Origin of the sequence: Arthrobacter zhaoxinii (assembly GCF_024385505.1) — a bacterium.
In the GTDB taxonomy this organism is placed as follows: Bacteria; Actinomycetota; Actinomycetes; order Actinomycetales; family Micrococcaceae; genus Arthrobacter_B; species Arthrobacter_B zhaoxinii.
Window position 1 is genome coordinate 585,871 of sequence record NZ_JANFLT010000006.1, and the last position, 15,301, is coordinate 601,171.

14 protein-coding genes are annotated in these 15,301 nt (G+C 65.3%); 8 read left to right on the forward strand and 6 right to left on the reverse strand.

From position 1 onward, the window contains the following. Positions 1-541: 541 nt before the first annotated feature. The 5 genes from NNX37_RS14075 to NNX37_RS14095 form a co-directional block, all read right to left on the reverse strand. Positions 542-1,177, reverse strand: a complete 636-nt coding sequence (locus NNX37_RS14075; RefSeq protein ID WP_255793346.1) for a Maf family protein — start codon at positions 1,175-1,177, stop codon at positions 542-544. A gap of 93 nt (positions 1,178-1,270) precedes the next feature. Further along, positions 1,271-2,686 carry a dicarboxylate/amino acid:cation symporter gene (locus tag NNX37_RS14080; protein WP_407079961.1) on the reverse strand — a complete coding sequence of 472 codons (1,416 nt, stop codon included), beginning with the start codon at positions 2,684-2,686 and terminating at the stop codon, positions 1,271-1,273. A 152-nt stretch (positions 2,687-2,838) separates the two neighbouring features. After that, positions 2,839-4,563 (reverse strand): DUF885 domain-containing protein, encoded by a 1,725-nt coding sequence (locus NNX37_RS14085; protein WP_255793348.1) that lies wholly within the window; start codon positions 4,561-4,563, stop codon positions 2,839-2,841. A 44-nt stretch (positions 4,564-4,607) separates the two neighbouring features. Continuing rightward, on the reverse strand, positions 4,608-4,841 hold the full coding sequence (locus NNX37_RS14090; protein ID WP_255793349.1) for an acyl-CoA carboxylase subunit epsilon: 234 nt from the start codon (positions 4,839-4,841) through the stop codon (positions 4,608-4,610). Then, positions 4,838-6,433: an acyl-CoA carboxylase subunit beta gene (locus tag NNX37_RS14095; protein ID WP_304659410.1), complete on the reverse strand. Its 1,596-nt coding sequence runs from the start codon at positions 6,431-6,433 to the stop codon at positions 4,838-4,840. The genes NNX37_RS14090 and NNX37_RS14095 overlap by 4 nt, the downstream gene beginning before the upstream one ends. 248 nt (positions 6,434-6,681) lie before the next feature. On the opposite strand from NNX37_RS14095, the gene NNX37_RS14100 reads away from it, so the two are divergent. The 6 genes from NNX37_RS14100 (at position 6,682) to NNX37_RS14125 (ending at position 11,535) form a co-directional block, all read left to right on the forward strand. Beyond that, positions 6,682-7,539, forward strand: a complete 858-nt coding sequence (locus NNX37_RS14100; RefSeq protein ID WP_255793350.1) for an SDR family oxidoreductase — start codon at positions 6,682-6,684, stop codon at positions 7,537-7,539. Between the two features lie 60 nt (positions 7,540-7,599). Then, the gene (locus tag NNX37_RS14105) at positions 7,600-8,487 is read left to right on the forward strand and encodes a biotin--[acetyl-CoA-carboxylase] ligase (RefSeq protein WP_255793351.1); all 888 of its coding nucleotides are present in this window, start codon (positions 7,600-7,602) and stop codon (positions 8,485-8,487) included. A 34-nt stretch (positions 8,488-8,521) separates the two neighbouring features. Continuing rightward, positions 8,522-9,091 (forward strand): PH domain-containing protein, encoded by a 570-nt coding sequence (locus tag NNX37_RS14110; protein ID WP_255793352.1) that lies wholly within the window; start codon positions 8,522-8,524, stop codon positions 9,089-9,091. Then, complete coding sequence (locus NNX37_RS14115) at positions 9,084-10,232, forward strand: adenylate/guanylate cyclase domain-containing protein (RefSeq protein WP_255793353.1); 1,149 nt, start codon at positions 9,084-9,086, stop codon at positions 10,230-10,232. The genes NNX37_RS14110 and NNX37_RS14115 overlap by 8 nt, the downstream gene beginning before the upstream one ends. A gap of 120 nt (positions 10,233-10,352) precedes the next feature. Beyond that, positions 10,353-11,180 carry a PP2C family protein-serine/threonine phosphatase gene (locus NNX37_RS14120; protein WP_255793354.1) on the forward strand — a complete coding sequence of 276 codons (828 nt, stop codon included), beginning with the start codon at positions 10,353-10,355 and terminating at the stop codon, positions 11,178-11,180. A gap of 37 nt (positions 11,181-11,217) precedes the next feature. Beyond that, entirely contained in the window at positions 11,218-11,535 is a 318-nt protein-coding gene (locus NNX37_RS14125; RefSeq protein WP_255793355.1) for a DUF6457 domain-containing protein, read from the forward strand. A 106-nt stretch (positions 11,536-11,641) separates the two neighbouring features. Here NNX37_RS14125 and NNX37_RS14130 read toward each other — a convergent pair whose 3' ends face one another. Further along, entirely contained in the window at positions 11,642-13,990 is a 2,349-nt protein-coding gene (locus NNX37_RS14130; protein WP_255793356.1) for an FdhF/YdeP family oxidoreductase, read from the reverse strand. Between the two features lie 305 nt (positions 13,991-14,295). Here NNX37_RS14130 and NNX37_RS14135 point away from each other — a divergent pair, with 305 nt between their 5' ends. Both NNX37_RS14135 and NNX37_RS14140 read left to right on the forward strand, forming a co-directional pair. Beyond that, on the forward strand, positions 14,296-14,745 hold the full coding sequence (locus NNX37_RS14135; protein ID WP_255793357.1) for a hypothetical protein: 450 nt from the start codon (positions 14,296-14,298) through the stop codon (positions 14,743-14,745). A gap of 87 nt (positions 14,746-14,832) precedes the next feature. Continuing rightward, positions 14,833-15,228: a hypothetical protein gene (locus NNX37_RS14140; RefSeq protein WP_255793358.1), complete on the forward strand. Its 396-nt coding sequence runs from the start codon at positions 14,833-14,835 to the stop codon at positions 15,226-15,228. Positions 15,229-15,301: the final 73 nt, after the last annotated feature.

Genomic DNA, 15,301 nt, shown 5'->3' on the forward strand with positions numbered 1-15,301 from the left:
TGGCGATGCACTCCGATCTGCCGGAGTTCCTACCCAACGTTGCCCTGCTTCATGAGTATGGTCAGCCGCAGGTCTGGGTAGATCTCGGTTGTCGTGAGTTCCGGACTTGCTTGGAATATGACGGCGTCCACCACCTCACTCCGGAGCAGCAGGCACGTGACCACCACCGTGACCTGCGGACCGCCGGACTTGGGTGGAATCAGGTGAAAATAAGTCGGACTGATCTGGCGCAGGGATCGTCCTGGGTAGCCGCTAAGGTCCGTAGAGGATTGACAATGGGTGGCTGGACGCCTTCTGGTTGATGCGGCATCCAGACGCAGCTCGTGTACAGGTAAGGCGCCTCAGCGTCGTGTTGTGTACAGGTAACGCGATCTGCCTGGTGCCTTCTGTACAGGTAACGCGACCTGAAGAGGGACTAGAGCTCCTTATCTGTACAGAAGGGAAAGGGTGTGCCGCATTAGCTGTACAGAAGGCGAATCGGTCCCCGCACCAGCCGTGGCGATGAACAGGCCTCGCCCAGCGCCAGCAGTACCCGAGGAAGCTACTTCCAGAGGTCGATAATCCGCACATCGGCGCTGGCGAGCAGCTGGCGCAGGGTTGACACTGACAGGCCGACGACGGCGTGCGGGTCGCCGTCGACGCGCTCGATGAAGGCCCCGCCCAGGGAATCGATGGTGAAGGAACCGGCCACCTGCAGCGGCTCACCTGTGGCGATGTAAGCCTCGATCTCGTCGTCGGTGAGCTTCGCGAAGTGCACCTCGGCGGAGGACACCGCCCCGAGGGTGGCACCGGAGCCGTCCTCGTCGGTGTCGCGGCAGTCCACCAGCCAGTGCCCGGTGTGCAGAACCCCGGAGGAACCGCTCATGCGGCGGATCCGTTCGCGGGCGACGTCGGCCTCCCAGGGCTTGCCGTGCGCCTCGCCGTCGAATTCGAAGACCGAATCGCAGCCGATCACCAGGGCGCCGTCGGCCTCGGGCAGGGAGGCCACGGCTTCGGCCTTGGCCCGGGCCAACAGCAGGGCCGTGTCGTGCGGGTCGGTCAGGCCGTAGCGGGCGGTGACGGCGTCTTCGTCGACGTCGGAGACGAGGACGGTATGGCTGATGCCGGCATCGGTCAGCAGCTTGGTGCGGGCGGGGGACGCGGAGGCCAGGATGAGGCTCAGGTTCGGGTTGGTCACGGAACCAAGCCTAGTGCCGGGGCGGACCGGCCCGGAAACCAAAAGCGCCGGGCCGCCCCCGAAGGGACGGCCCGGCGCTGCAACCCGAAGGGATCAGCTCTTGGACTCGACGAGCACGGGGACCTCAATCTGCTCGGAATCGTCCACGAACGGATCGCCCTGGCGGCGGGCGTTGTACAGCCCGGTATCCAGCAGGCCGTTGCGCCGGGCCACGAGCGTGGGGACCACGGTCTGGCCGGCCACGTTCACGGCGGTACGGCCCATGTCCAGGATCGGATCGATGGCCAGGAGCAGGCCGACGCCGGCCAGCGGCAGGCCGAGGGTGGACAGGGTCAGCGTGAGCATTACGACGGCGCCGGTGGTGCCGGCCGTTGCGGCAGAACCCAGGACCGAAACCAGTGCGATCAGCAGGTAGTCGGTGAAGGCCAGGTCCACGTTGAAGAACTGGGCCACGAAGATCGCCGAAACGGCCGGGTAGATCGAGGCGCAACCGTCCATCTTGGTCGTGGCGCCCAGCGGCACGGCGAAGGAGGCGTAGGCCCGGGGGACACCCAGGTTGCGCTCGGTCACGCGCTGGGTCAGCGGCAGCGTACCCACCGAGGAACGGGACACGAAGGCCAGCTGGATGGCGGGCCAGGCACCGGAGAACCACTGGCGGACGGAGAGTCCGTGGGCCTTGATCAGGGCCGGGTAGACACCGAAGAGCACCAGGAACAGGCCAAGGTAGACGGTCAGGGCGAACATGCCGAGCGAACCGATGGTGTCCCAGCCGTAGGTCGCGACGGCGGTGCCGATGAGGCCGACCGTGCCGACCGGGGCGAGGCGGATGATCCACCACAGGACCTTCTGGATGACGGCCAGGGCCGAGGCGTTCAGGGCCAGGAAGGCTTCGGCGGGCTTGCCGACCTTGAGCGCGGCAATGCCGACGGCAATCGCGATCACGAGGATCTGCAGCACATTGAAGCTGACGCTGGTGGCGACGTCACCGGATTCCGCCACCTTGGAGCTGGCGCCCAGTCCCAGGAAGTTGGCCGGTACAAGGCCGGTCAGGAAGCCCACCCAGCTGCCCTGGCTGCCGCTGAATTCCTCACCCTCGCTGACCGAGGCGTTGTTGCCCGGCTGCAGGAAGAAGCCCAGCAGAATGCCGATCACCACGCTGATCAGCGCCGTAATGGCGAACCAGAGCAGCGTCTGCCAGGCGAGCCGGGCGGCGTTGGACACGGCCCGCAGGTTGGCGATCGAGCTGACCACTGCGGTGAAGATCAAGGGGACAACGGCGGCCTTCAGCAGCGAGACGTAGCTGCTGCCGATGGTGTCCAGCGTGGTGGTGAGCCAGTTCGGTTCGTCGTCAACGGTGCCCATGGTCTTGGCCAGCAGGCCAAGCGCGATGCCTGCAATGAGGGCGGCGATGATCTGCGGTCCGAAGGACGTTGCCCACTTGGGCAGCCGCCGGGCGGGGGATTCGGGGGAGGAAGTCGATGAGGTCACGGGAAAGACTCTAGCGGTCATCCCATAGCAGACCGGACTCAAAGTTGCGAAATGTGACGGCAGTAAAAAGTGCCAAAGTCAGCGGGTTTTGCGCAGAATCCGCGCGGTTACCGCCCGAAAACGGCAGTGGCGCGGGATATTCCCCGGGCCACTGTGACTAACCTCGCAGGCTACTACTCGCCCAGAAGGGCACGCCGCAGCGTATCCAGGCCCACGGAACCCAGCTGCAGGGCCCGGGTGTGGAACGACTTCTCGTCAAACGCGTCGCCCTCGCGGCTGCGGACCTCGTCGCGGATCTGTTCCCAGAGCCGCTGGCCCAGCTTGTAGGAGGGGGCCTGGCCCGGCCAGCCGAGGTAGCGGGTGAACTCGAAGTTCAGCTGGCCCTCGCTGATGGACAGGTTCTGCTTCAGGAAGCCGTAGCCCTTGTCCGCGGTCCAGGTGCCTTCGCCCCAGCGTTCCGGGATCTCCAGTTCCAGATGGACGCCGATGTCGAAGACCACCCGTGCGGCACGCATCCGCTGCGCGTCCAGCATGCCCATCCGGTCGCCCGGATCACTGAGATAGCCCAGCTGCTCCATCAGCCGCTCCGCGTAGAGCGCCCAGCCCTCACCGTGGCCGGACACCCAGCACACGTTGCGCCGCCAGTCGTTGAGCAGGCCGCGGGATGCGGTCGCCGTTGCAATCTGGAGGTGGTGGCCGGGAACGCCCTCGTGGTAAACGGTGGTGGTCTCCTGCCAGGTGGTGAAGGTGTCCTCTCCCGCCGGAACGGACCACCACATGCGGCCCGGACGGGAGAAATCATCGCTGGGGCCGGTGTAGTAGATGCCGCCCTCCTGGGTGGGGGCAATCATGCACTCGATCCGGCGCATCGGTTCCGTAATTTCGAAGTGGGACCCGGCGAGGTCGGCGACGGCACGGTCGGCGAGGTTCTGCATCCAGGCCTGCAGCTCGTCCGTGCCGTGCAGCTGGCGTGCCGGATCCTCGTCGAGGATCCGCATCGCTTCGGCGACCGTGGCGCCGGAGCGGATCTGCTCCGCGACGGCCTTCTGTTCGGCAATGATGCGGTCCAGTTCCTCGACGCCCCACTGGTAGGTCTCTTCCAGATCCACGGCGGATCCGAGGAACCGGCGGGACATCAGGGCGTAATGTTCCCGGCCCACGGCATCCTCGGCAGAGGCGGCCGGAAGCAGTTCCTCTTCAAGGAAGGAAGCGAGGTTGGTGTAGGCCCGGCGGGCCGCGTCAGCGCCGGTCCGCAGATCTGCACGGAGTGATGCGGGCAGCTCCCCGCCGCCGGGCAGGGAGGCGTTGGCGGCAAGGGCGTCAAAGAATCCGCCGTCCTCGGCATAGGCGGAGGCCTGCTCAATGACGATCTTCACCTGCCGGCGGGCGGCTGACAGGCCGCGCCGGATACCGCTGCGCAGGCTGGTGATGTAGCCGGCGACGGCGTCGTCCACGTTGTCCAGGCGGCCCGCAATATGGTGCCACTGTTCCTCAGTGTCCGTGGGCATGAGGTCGAAGATGCTGCGGATGCCCTGCGCGGGGGAGGCAATGTTGTTCAGCTCCGCCAGGTCCCAGCCCGATTCGTGGATTTCCAGATCCAGGCCGAGGCGTTCGTGCATCGCGTCAAGGGTGACGCGGTCGACGTCGTCCGCCGGCTCCAGTCCGTCCAGCCGGCCCAGCGTCTCCCGGGCGGCCTCGGCATAGGACTCCAGACCGGCCGGCGAGTAGTCGCCGTATTCGGTTTCCCTTCCCGGGATACCGAGGGACGTGGCGAAGGACGGGTCCAGGTGCAGGAGCGTGGCGGTGTAGGCATCGGCAACGGCGTCGATGGCGGTGGGCTGGCGCACCGGGGCACTGCTGGCAGCGGCGGTGGCGGGCGATGATGTCTGATGGGTCACAAACGTAGCCTAACCGCAGTGCGGTCCGGCGGTCTCGTTTATGACTAGCGGTAGCTCCGCCGCCAGGAGCCGGGCCCCGGTTTCGGGTCGAGCCGGAGATTCCGCCGCCGTACCCAGGGACGGTGGGCCGGACGTGCGGTCGGCAGCGGTCCGGCCTGCGCCTGGAGTCCGGCGACGACGGCGGTCAGCGCCGCGATCTCCTCCTCCGTGGGATTGCCGGCGGTCACGGAAAGCAGGGTTTCGGAAACGGGTTCCCGGTCCTCGTTGCCGGTACTCACAGCGGCATGTTTCCGTGTTTCTTGGCGGGCAGCGAAGCGCGCTTGTCCCGTGTTGCCCGCAGTCCGCGGATCAGCTGCAGCCGGGTCTCCGACGGTGCGATGACCGCGTCCACGTAGCCGAGCTCTGCGGCCTGGTAGGGGTTGAGCAGCTCGTCCTCATACTGCTCGATGTATTGGCGCCGGACGTCGTCGACGTCGCCGCCGGCGTCGGCCGCTGCCTTCAGCGGAGCACGGTAGAGGATGTTCACCGCACCCTGGGCGCCCATGACGCCGATCTGCGCCGTCGGCCAGGCCAGGTTGATGTCCGCACCGAGCTTCTTCGAACCCATCACGATGTACGCGCCGCCGTAGGCCTTGCGGGTGATGACGGTCAGCTTGGGCACGGTGGCTTCGGCGTAGGCATAGAGCAGCTTGGCGCCGCGGCGGATGATGCCCTGGAACTCCTGGTCCTTGCCCGGCAGGAAGCCCGGCACGTCCACGAAGGTCAGGATCGGGATGTTGAAGGCGTCGCAGTTGCGGACAAACCGGGCTGCCTTCTCGGAGGCGGCAATGTCCAGGGTTCCGGCGAACTGCATCGGCTGGTTGGCCACGATGCCCACGGTGTGGCCCTCCACGCGTCCGTAGCCGATGATCACGTTCGGGGCGTAGAGGGCCTGCATCTCCAGGAAGTGCCCGTCGTCGAGCACGTTCTCGATGACGGCGCGGATGTCGTAGGGCTGGTTCGCCGAGTCCGGGATCAGCTCGTCCAGGGCCAGATCCGCTGCGGTGGGTTCCGGGTCGGAGTCGAAGGCGGTCAGCGGCGCTTCGGCCAGGTTGTTCGAGGGCAGGAAGTCGAGCAGTTCACGGACAAACTCGACGGCGTCCTCTTCATCGGAGGCAAGATAGGCGGAGGTGCCGGTGTTGGCATTGTGCTGCCGGGCGCCGCCGAGGGTCTCCATGTCCACGTCCTCGCCGGTGACGGTCTTGATGACATCGGGTCCGGTGATGAACATGTGCGAGGTCTTGTCCACCATCACCACGAAGTCGGTTAGGGCGGGGGAGTAGGCGGCGCCGCCGGCGGAGGGGCCCATGATCAGCGAAATCTGGGGAACGACGCCGGAGGCGTGGACATTGTTGCGGAAGATATCAGCGAACATCGCCAGCGAGGCGACGCCTTCCTGGATGCGGGCGCCGCCGCCGTCCAGGATACCGATGACCGGGCAGCCGTTGCGGAGGGCAAATTCCTGGACCTTGACGATTTTCTCGCCGTTGACCTGGCTGAGGGAGCCGCCGTAGACACTGAAGTCCTGGCTGTAGACCGCCACGGGGCGTCCGTCCACCGTGGCGTAGCCGGAAACCAGCCCGTCGCCGAGGGGCTTCTTCTTTTCCATGCCGAAGGCGGTGGAGCGGTGCACGGCAAGGGCGTCGAACTCAACGAAGGAACCGGCGTCCACCAGCAGGTCGATGCGCTCGCGGGCGGTGTGCTTTCCGCGGGCATGCTGCTTCTCCACCGCTGCAGGTCCGGAGGGCACCGCGGCCGCCGCCCGGCGGCGCCGGAACTCGGCGATTTTGCCGGCCGTCGTATGCAGGGACAGGTCCTGGTCGATGCTCAAGGGGGCCTCCGGGCGCTTCAGTCGAGACGCTGCACCACCTCCGCAACCGGAGGAAGTACAGGCGTTAAGTAGGTTCCGCACAAAAATCATGACGGTTTACCCAGTCTAGTGAGCCGGACCGGAGGGACTGAGTGTAGAAAACCTACAATTTCGTTCCCTGCCGGTTGGTCCGTCCCCCGCCGGTCACCATCCGGAGCCGGGATGTTACCGGCTAGTAACATAGGAGTGAGGTGCATTACCCTGTGGCTATGAGCATCCCCAACAGCACCCCGGAAACGGCGTCCAGGTCCCTGGCCGGACGCACCATCCTGATGTCCGGCGGAAGCCGCGGCATCGGCCTCGCCATTGCCCTGCGCGCAGCAGCGGACGGCGCCAACATCGCCATGCTCGCCAAAACGGCGGAGCCGCACCCGAAGCTGGAAGGTACCGTCTACACGGCCGCGGAACAGCTGGAAGCAGCCGGCGGCAAGGCCCTGCCGATCATCGGCGACGTGCGCCGCGACGAAGACGTTGCCCGCGCCGTCGAATCCACCATCGAGCAGTTCGGCGGGATCGACATTGTCCTGAACAACGCCTCGGCCATCGACCTTTCCGGCACCGACGCCGTCACAATGAAGAGCTACGACCTGATGGCCGATATCAACACCCGCGGCACCTTTATGCTCTCGAAGTTCTCCCTGGATGCCCTGCGCCGGTCCGGCAACGGCCACATTCTGACGCTTTCCCCGCCCCTGAACCTGGATCCCAAGTGGGCCGGCGGCTACCTCGCCTACACGATGGCCAAGTACGGCATGTCCCTCACCACGCTGGGCCTTGCCGAGGAATTGAAGAACGACGGCGTGTCCGTGAACTCGCTCTGGCCGGTGACCGGCATCAACACCGCCGCCATCCGGAACATGCCCGGCGGAGACAAGCTGGCCGCCGCTTCCCGCAGCGCAGACATCATGGCGGACGCCGCGCACGCCATCCTCACCCGTCCCAGCGGACAGTCCACCGGCAACTTCTACACCGACGAAGAGGTGCTGCGCGAGGAGGGAATCACGGATTTCAGCCAGTACGCGCCCGGGATCCCGGCGGACAAGCTGATGCCTGACTTCTTCCTCTAACCCGCTGCCGCCGGACCGGGCGCGGAGGGAATGTCAGGGCGCCCGCGTAAGATCGGAAGAATGCAACTGCACTACTCCAGCATGGAAAGACCGGCCCTGGATCCCGGCCGCCTGAGGACGGCCCTGCTGGCGCCCAACGGTCCCTTCGCTGCGCTGGACGTAGTAGCGGAAACCGGATCCACCAATACGGACCTCGCGGACGCGGCACGGCTGCGCCCCTGGGAGGTTCCGGACCTGACCGTCCTGACCGCCGAGCTGCAGACCGCGGGCCGCGGCCGGATGGACCGCAGCTGGGTGGCCCCGGAGCGTTCCTCGCTGTTCGTCAGCGTGCTCCTGCGTCCCGTGAATTCTTCCGGCCGGCCCCTGCCCACAACCTCCTACGGCTGGCTGTCGCTGCTGGCCGCCCTGGCCATGGCTGAAAGCGTGGCCGCGCGGACCGGCGTCGAAGCCCGGCTGAAGTGGCCGAACGACGTCATGGTGGACGGCCGGAAGCTCGCCGGCGTGCTCGCCCAGCTGGTTCCCTCGTCCGACGGCGGCCCTCCCGCCGTGGTGGTCGGCGCCGGCCTGAACGTCAGCCTTACCGACGAAGACCTGCCCGTCCCCACCGCCACCAGCCTGCTGATGGAGTACGCCTCCACCACGGACCGCAATGTCCTGCTGCAGGATTACCTGCTGGCGCTGGCGGCACGGTACCGGGCGTTCTGCTCCGTGGACGGAGACCCGGAGGCAGTGCCGGCCGGACGGCAGGACGCGCTGCGGGACGAGGTCACCGCACGTCTGGGCACCCTGGGCCGCAGAGTAAGCGCACAGCTGCCCGGCGGCAGTGTGCTTACCGGGCATGCCGTGGCCCTGGCGCCCACCGGTGCGCTGGTGATTGTCGACGGCGCCGGTGCCGCGCACACCGTCAGTGCGGCCGACGTCGTTCACCTGCGCCCCGAGCAGCCGTGAGGGCTGTCCCGGCCCGCCTGCGGGGAGGCACTCCGTGCGCCTGAAACTCTCGCCCGGCGAGCACATCATTGCCGCCGGGCGCCCGCATGCCCGTTCCCTGTGGAAGCCGCTGACCCTGGCGGGAATCACGGGGGCACTGGCCGGATACGCCTTCGGGTGGCTGGGCCGTGACACGCTGCCCGGACAGCTGGGCGAATTCAGCCCCTACCTGCAGGCCGTGGCTGTTCTCCTGGCCGTGCTGGTGCTGGTCCGGTACTGCATTCCGCCGGTGCTGCGCTGGTACGCCGGGCGCATCATCCTCACCGACCGGAGGCTGATCCAGCGGCAGGGAGTGCTGATGCGCCGCGAGCATGAGATAGCCCTGGCTGCCATCTACCAGCTGGAAATCCGACAGTCCGTGACGGACCGGATGCAGCGCAGCGGCACCCTCATCCTCGACCTGGGCCACGGGCGGATTATGCATTATCCGGCCGTGCCGGAGGTGCACCGATTCCGCTCCATTGTGGTGGCCGCCATCGGGCAGCTGCCGCTGACTGCCATGTTCGATGGTGTAGATATGGAAACAAACGGGGGATACGACTACGAAGGGAGGGACGATGACTGATGCCGGCCACGGCGGGTCCGGCCCCGCGAGCCACCCCGAACCAATAACCCGGCCAATCCAGCCGGTGCCGGTACGGCGTCCCGACTATACCCATGCCGGGACGGGTACCGAGATTGACCGCGAGGACGTCCGCAGGCTCGAGGCGCAGCTGCTGGGCGGGCCGCGGACGCTTCGGCGCCGGGAGGCCGCCGCCGAAGCGGGCGTGTCCCTGCTCTCCGCCCGCAAGCTCTGGCGCGCCATGGGCTTTCCGAACCTCGACGACGACGCCGTCTTCTTCACCGAACAGGACCGCGAGGCCCTGAGCACCGTGATTGAACTGGTGCGCGATGAACAGCTCACCGAGGAAGCGGCTATTTCCATCATGCGGTCCATCGGGCAGATGACGGACCGGATGGTGGTGTGGCAGGTCGAAGCGCTGGTGGAGGAAATGGTGGTCCGCCGCGGGATCACTGACGCCGAAGCCCGCAAGCGGCTGGTCGAGGCTCTTCCCGACCTCATCGAGCCGCTCGAAAAGACCCTCGTGTACGCCTGGAAGCGCCAGCTCAATGCCGCCGTCCAGCGCCTCGCCCTGCGCGCCGAGGCCGGTCTGGCCAGCCACGACGACGCCGCCTCCGACGATGCACCGCTTCCGCTGGCACGCGCCGTGGGTTTCGCCGATCTGGTCTCCTATACGAGCCTTTCCCGGCAGATGAATGAGAAGACGTTGGCCCAGATGGTGCAGCGCTTTGAGCACAAGTGCGCCGAAATCATCTCGGTGGGCGGGGGCCGGCTGGTCAAGACCATCGGCGACGAAGTCCTGTTCAACGCCGAAACGCCCGAGGCCGGTGCCGAAATCTCCCTGGCGCTGGCGAAGGCGTTCACGGAGGACGAGCTGCTGCCCTCGGCCCGGGTGTCCCTGGTCTGGGGTCGGGTGCTTTCCCGACTGGGCGATATCTACGGCCCCACCGTCAACCTGGCCTCCCGGCTGACCTCCCTGGCCGAACCCGGCACTGTCCTCACCGACGCCTCCACCGCTGCCGCACTGAAGGACAACCCGAAGTTTGTGCTGATTCCGCACCAGCCGCGCAATGTCCGGGGGTTCGGGGAGATCCATCCGGTGACCCTGGCCCGGGGGACCGGATCGGGGCTCGTGCTCGACTAGCCTTCTGCCAATGTCGAAGCTGCGCGCTGTGCCTAAGCCGTGGCGGCCGTCGTCGGTTAGGGTATGAGGGAGATATGCGTAAGCCAGATCACTTTAGTAAACCTGCCGAATAGGGCGTGAATGAACTCCGACGAAACGACATCCCCGGATACTGACCTGCACGCTGTGTTTGGTTACGCCTCCGACCGGGGACTGCGACGCGAATTGAATGAAGACTCGCTTATCGCTGCCGACCCGATCTTCGCTGTCGCAGACGGCATGGGCGGACATGAAGCAGGAGAGGTGGCGAGCAGCATCTGCGTCCGGACCCTCGGTGATTCCCCGATCGTGGGGAAGCATCTGCCGGAGTTTTCAGCCGAGCAGCTGGAGGCACTGATTGGAGAGTCCGACCGCCGCATCCGTGAAGCCACGGGTGGGCGCGCCGGCACTACGCTGACCGGTGCGGTCCTTGTCCGGGAAGGGGGAAAGCCTCATTGGCTTGTCTTCAACGTCGGTGATTCCCGTACCTACCGGCTCAGTTCCGGGGTCTTGGCACAGGTCACCGTGGACCACAGCGAAGTGCAGGAACTGGTGGACCTGGGGCAGATCACTGCAGACGAGGCGCTCGTGCATCCGCGCCGCCATGTGGTCACCCGTGCACTGGGGACGGGCAACGACGCCGAGGCCGATTTCTGGCTCATCCCCGTGGAGCCCGGAGACCGGCTCATGGTGTGTTCCGACGGATTGACCGGCGAGGTTTCCGACACCCACATTCTCCAGGTCCTCACCTCCGTGCCGAATCCGCAGGATGCGTGTTCAGCCCTCGTCCAAGCCGCTTTGCGCTCGGGTGGACGGGACAACATTACAGTTTTGGTAGTCGACGCCGAGGGCGCCGCTGCAGGCGGCGAGGGGTCCGACGCGGTCACCCTGACGGGGACCTCGGCAGACTCCACTGACTTGGCCGAATAAGCTTGACGAATACAACCCGCACCACCGAAGGAGCCTAATGAGCAAGAACCCGGACATGGAAGAGCGCCTGCTGAGCGATTGGAGCCGCCGCCTGACCCAGGCGCTGCAGATCCTGGATCTGGAAGTGGACCACAAGATGCTGGTGGAACTGGGCGAAAAGTCCGCGCAGAGCGTCTCCGGCAACGCAGGCGTGATCAGCGCCTTTGTTGTGGGGTACGCGGCAGGGCTGACTACCACCAGCGGGCGGAAGGGTGCGGATGAGGCAGTCCAGAAGGCTGCGGACACTGCTTTCCAGCTGGCCGAGACCGGTGTGGACGGACCGGATAATCCGGGCTGGAAGGGTTCCGCCCAGTAAACGGCAGAATCGAATGCACTGACCGTCAGCCGCCCACAGGGCGCAGGTAGACGCACGAGAGGCCAGGACCGAAGTCCTGGCCTCTCGTGCGTTTTGCTTTGGACCGCTAGGCGTTTACCTTGGTGCGGCGCATCTTGTCCTCGGGTCCGGTGGCCGGCTGTGCGGCCGGCTCCACCCGGACCACAACTGCCTTGGAGACCGGAGTGTTGCTGCCCTCGGCTACATGGTCCATCGGGACCAGCACGTTGGCCTCGGGGTAATAGGCGGCAACGCAGCCCTTGGGGGTGGGATAGGAAACCACCCGGAAGTTACGCACCACCCGCTCGACGCCGTCCTTGTAGACACCGTGGATATCGATCTGCTGGCCGTCCGCCAGACCGAGTTCCTCGATGTCCCCGGAGTTCATGAACAGGATGTGGCGGCCGCCCTTGATGCCGCGGTACCGGTCATTGTGCCCGTAAATGGTGGTGTTCCACTGATCGTGGGAACGCAGGCTCTGCAGCAGCAGCGTGCCTTCTGGACGCTCAACAGCTTCGAGGTCATTGACCGTCAGGACGGCCTTGCCGGTGGGAGTGTTGAAGGTCCGCGAATCGCGGGGACCGTTGGGGAGCACGAACCCGCCGTCCTGGCGGATCCGTTCGTTGTAGTTTTCGCAGCCCACAACCACCCGCGAAATGTGGTCCCGGATCAGGTCGTAGTCCTTCTCGTAGCCGGCCCAGTCTGCGTCAATCCGGTCGCCGATCACCAGGGCACCGAGGCGCGCAATGACTGCGGGTTCGGAGAGCAGGTTCTTCGACACCGGCTCCACGCCGCCGTGCGAAGCATGCACCACGCAGACGGTGTCTTCCACTGAGACAAACTGGCGGCCGGTCTCCTGGTCGTCGAATTCCGTGCGCCCCAGGACCGGAAGGATGAGTGCTTCCTTGCCGGTGACGAGGTGCGAGCGGTTCAGCTTGATGGACATCTGGACCGTCATGTCGGTCTTCACCATGGCAGCCTCGGCAAAGTGGGTGTCCGAGATGGCGGAGATCAGATTGCCGCCCAGTGCCATGAAGAACTTGATGCGTCCGTCATGCATCCGGTGGAACGTTTCGACGGCGTCGGCCCCGTGCTCGCGGGGCGGGTCGAAGTTGAACTCCTTGCCCAGCGAATCGAGGAACGCCGGCGGCATCTGCTCCCAGATACCCATGGTGCGGTCGCCCTGGACGTTGCTGTGCCCGCGGATCGGGGCGGCGCCGGCGCCGGGCTTGCCGATGTTGCCGCGCAGCAGCAGCAGGTTGATGATCTCCTTGATGGTGGCGACACCCTTTTTCTGCTGGGTGATGCCCATGGCCCAAGTGATGATCACCTTTTCCGCACGCAGGTAGCGGTCGGCCAGCTCGTCGATTTCCTCGACGCGCAGCCCGGTGGCTTCAAGGACTTCGTCGTCGTCAAGGAGCATGATGTGCTCCTTGAGATCCGCGAGGCCCTCGCAGTGCTTTTCCAGGAAGTCGTGGTCCAGGACGGTTCCCGGATTCTTCTCCTCGGCCTCGAAGACCCGCTTGGAGATGGCCTGGAGCAGGGCCATGTCACCGCCGAGCCGGATCTGCAGGAACTGGTCGGCCAGTTCCGTGCCCTTGCCGGCGATGCCGCGGGGTTTCTGCGGGTTCTTGTAGCGCTTCAGTCCTGCTTCGGGGAGCGGGTTAACGGCGACGATGTTGCCGCCGTTGCGCTTGCAGTGCTCCAGTGCGGTCAGCATGCGCGGGTGGTTGGTGCCCGGGTTCTGCCCCATCAGGATGATCAGGTCGGCTTTTTCGAAGTCGTCATAGGCCACCGTGGCCTTACCGATGCCGATGGTCTGGCCCATGCCCCAGCCCGAGGACTCGTGGCACATGTTGGAGCAGTCCGGCAGGTTGTTCGTCCCGTAGGCGCGGATGAACAACTGGTAGAGGAAGGCGGCCTCGTTGGAGGTACGCCCGCTGGTGTAGAACGCAGCCTCGTCGGGGGAGTCCAGAGCCTTGAGCCGGTCGGCCACAATGCCGAGCGCCTCATCCCAGCCGACGGGACGGTAGTGGTCTTCGCCCGCGGGCTTGTACAGAGGCTCGGTGAGCCGGCCCTGCATACCCATCCAGTATTCGCTGCGTTCGCGCAGCTCCGTGAGGCTGTGTTCGGCCCAGAATTCCGAGGGAATGACAACCGGCGTGGCTTCCCACGTGACGGCCTTGACGCCTTCCTCGCAGTATTCAAAGGGACTGCGGTCCTTGGGATCGGGCCAGGCACAGCTCGGGCAGTCGAACCCGTGCTTCTGGTTCATCTTGAAAGTAGCACCCAGGGCACGGGAGAGCCCCATGTTCTCAATGGCCGGTTTCATGGAGTGGTAGACGGCAGGGATGCCGGCTGCCCATTCCTTCGGATGCCCCTTAACCTCTATGTCGTTCTCGTTCACTTCTTTTACGCGGGGTTCTTTCCTGGCCACGCCGCACTTCCCTTCATCGCTTAGCTGCAGGTACGCCGTAGGCGAACTAGACTCTCCCGCAGTTTACCTACCATTAGGCCTAACCGTGAGGCCGCACCGCCGCAAGCGCTGCGGCAGTCGGGCCGCGTCCCTCCACTCCCCGACGGCGGCGGGGTGCCCGGACGCCGTTGGGACCGGTACGAAACAGTCCCAAAAGTTGGCTGAATTGCCTCCGGATTTGTCCACCGGATTTCCTTGACCGTTTTCCATTCTGTGGGTTTGATGGGTGGCTACTGATGTCCATGGACCACAAGTGGGGGTAGCCGGTGTCTGAAGAGTTGGCGGGTCTGGATCTGGTTTTGCGGCGGACGGAGCTGGAAAAGGATCTGGCCCGTGTTCTTGACGAGGGTGTGCCGGGTGGCTGGCAGTCACTGAAGTTTGAGGCTCGTTCTGCGGGCAAGGTGACGGAATCGCTGACCTATGTTTACCGTAATGGTGTCGAAGAGAGGGCAAACTCGAAGGCCGCCTTTTCGCTGTTGAGGCCGTTGCGCAAGCTGATGTATCGGCCGGACTACGGCACCTGGTTTTCGATGGAGATGCACCTCGATAACCAAGGCCATGCCGAAACGCACTACAACTTTGATGAGGAAGAGGACTGGAGCTTCCCGCTTGCGGATCGGTCCTATCAGCAAGACCAGCAGAGGTTCCCGCGGGATCCGGAACATATTCCGGGATGGCTGGCTCCGAAGCTTGGGCTTGGCAGCCATGGTTCGTGATGACGAGCAGGGAACATCCCCGCCGGCCAAGAACCGTCCGCCGGAGACCTTCCCGAATGGGATGCGGATCCCGCACTATTACGGGGTGTGGCGGGTGAATGGTTCTCCGCCAAACTCAGGCGGGAGACTGCAACGCTCATCTCATTTGACCTTGAGCCACCGAGCGCGGAGTGGTCCCCCTCGCGGCAGACGGATGAATCAGGTCATCCCTGGTACTGGAAGCTGGAGGTGCTGAGGGAGGCGCTTGACCGTCTGATTGATGTTCGCGTGACCGCGATATGGCGCGGAATTGAATGCAACTTGGGTGGATACAATAACGGCATCGTTCACGCCCGCGTTAGGACAAACCCGGAGCAGGAGGCGAAGGTCAGGCGGGGAGAGATCCCCGAGATCGTCATGGCCGACCGGACTGAATATGTCGGGACCTTCCTGTGGGAAGACCTGGAAGACATCAGGATGGAAGAAAAGGACCTGAAGAAGTAGGAAGTGTTTGTCGCTGTCTGAGGGCACTTCGGATCGTCGGGAAACTGTTGTTTCTTAGAACAACGGATTCCGG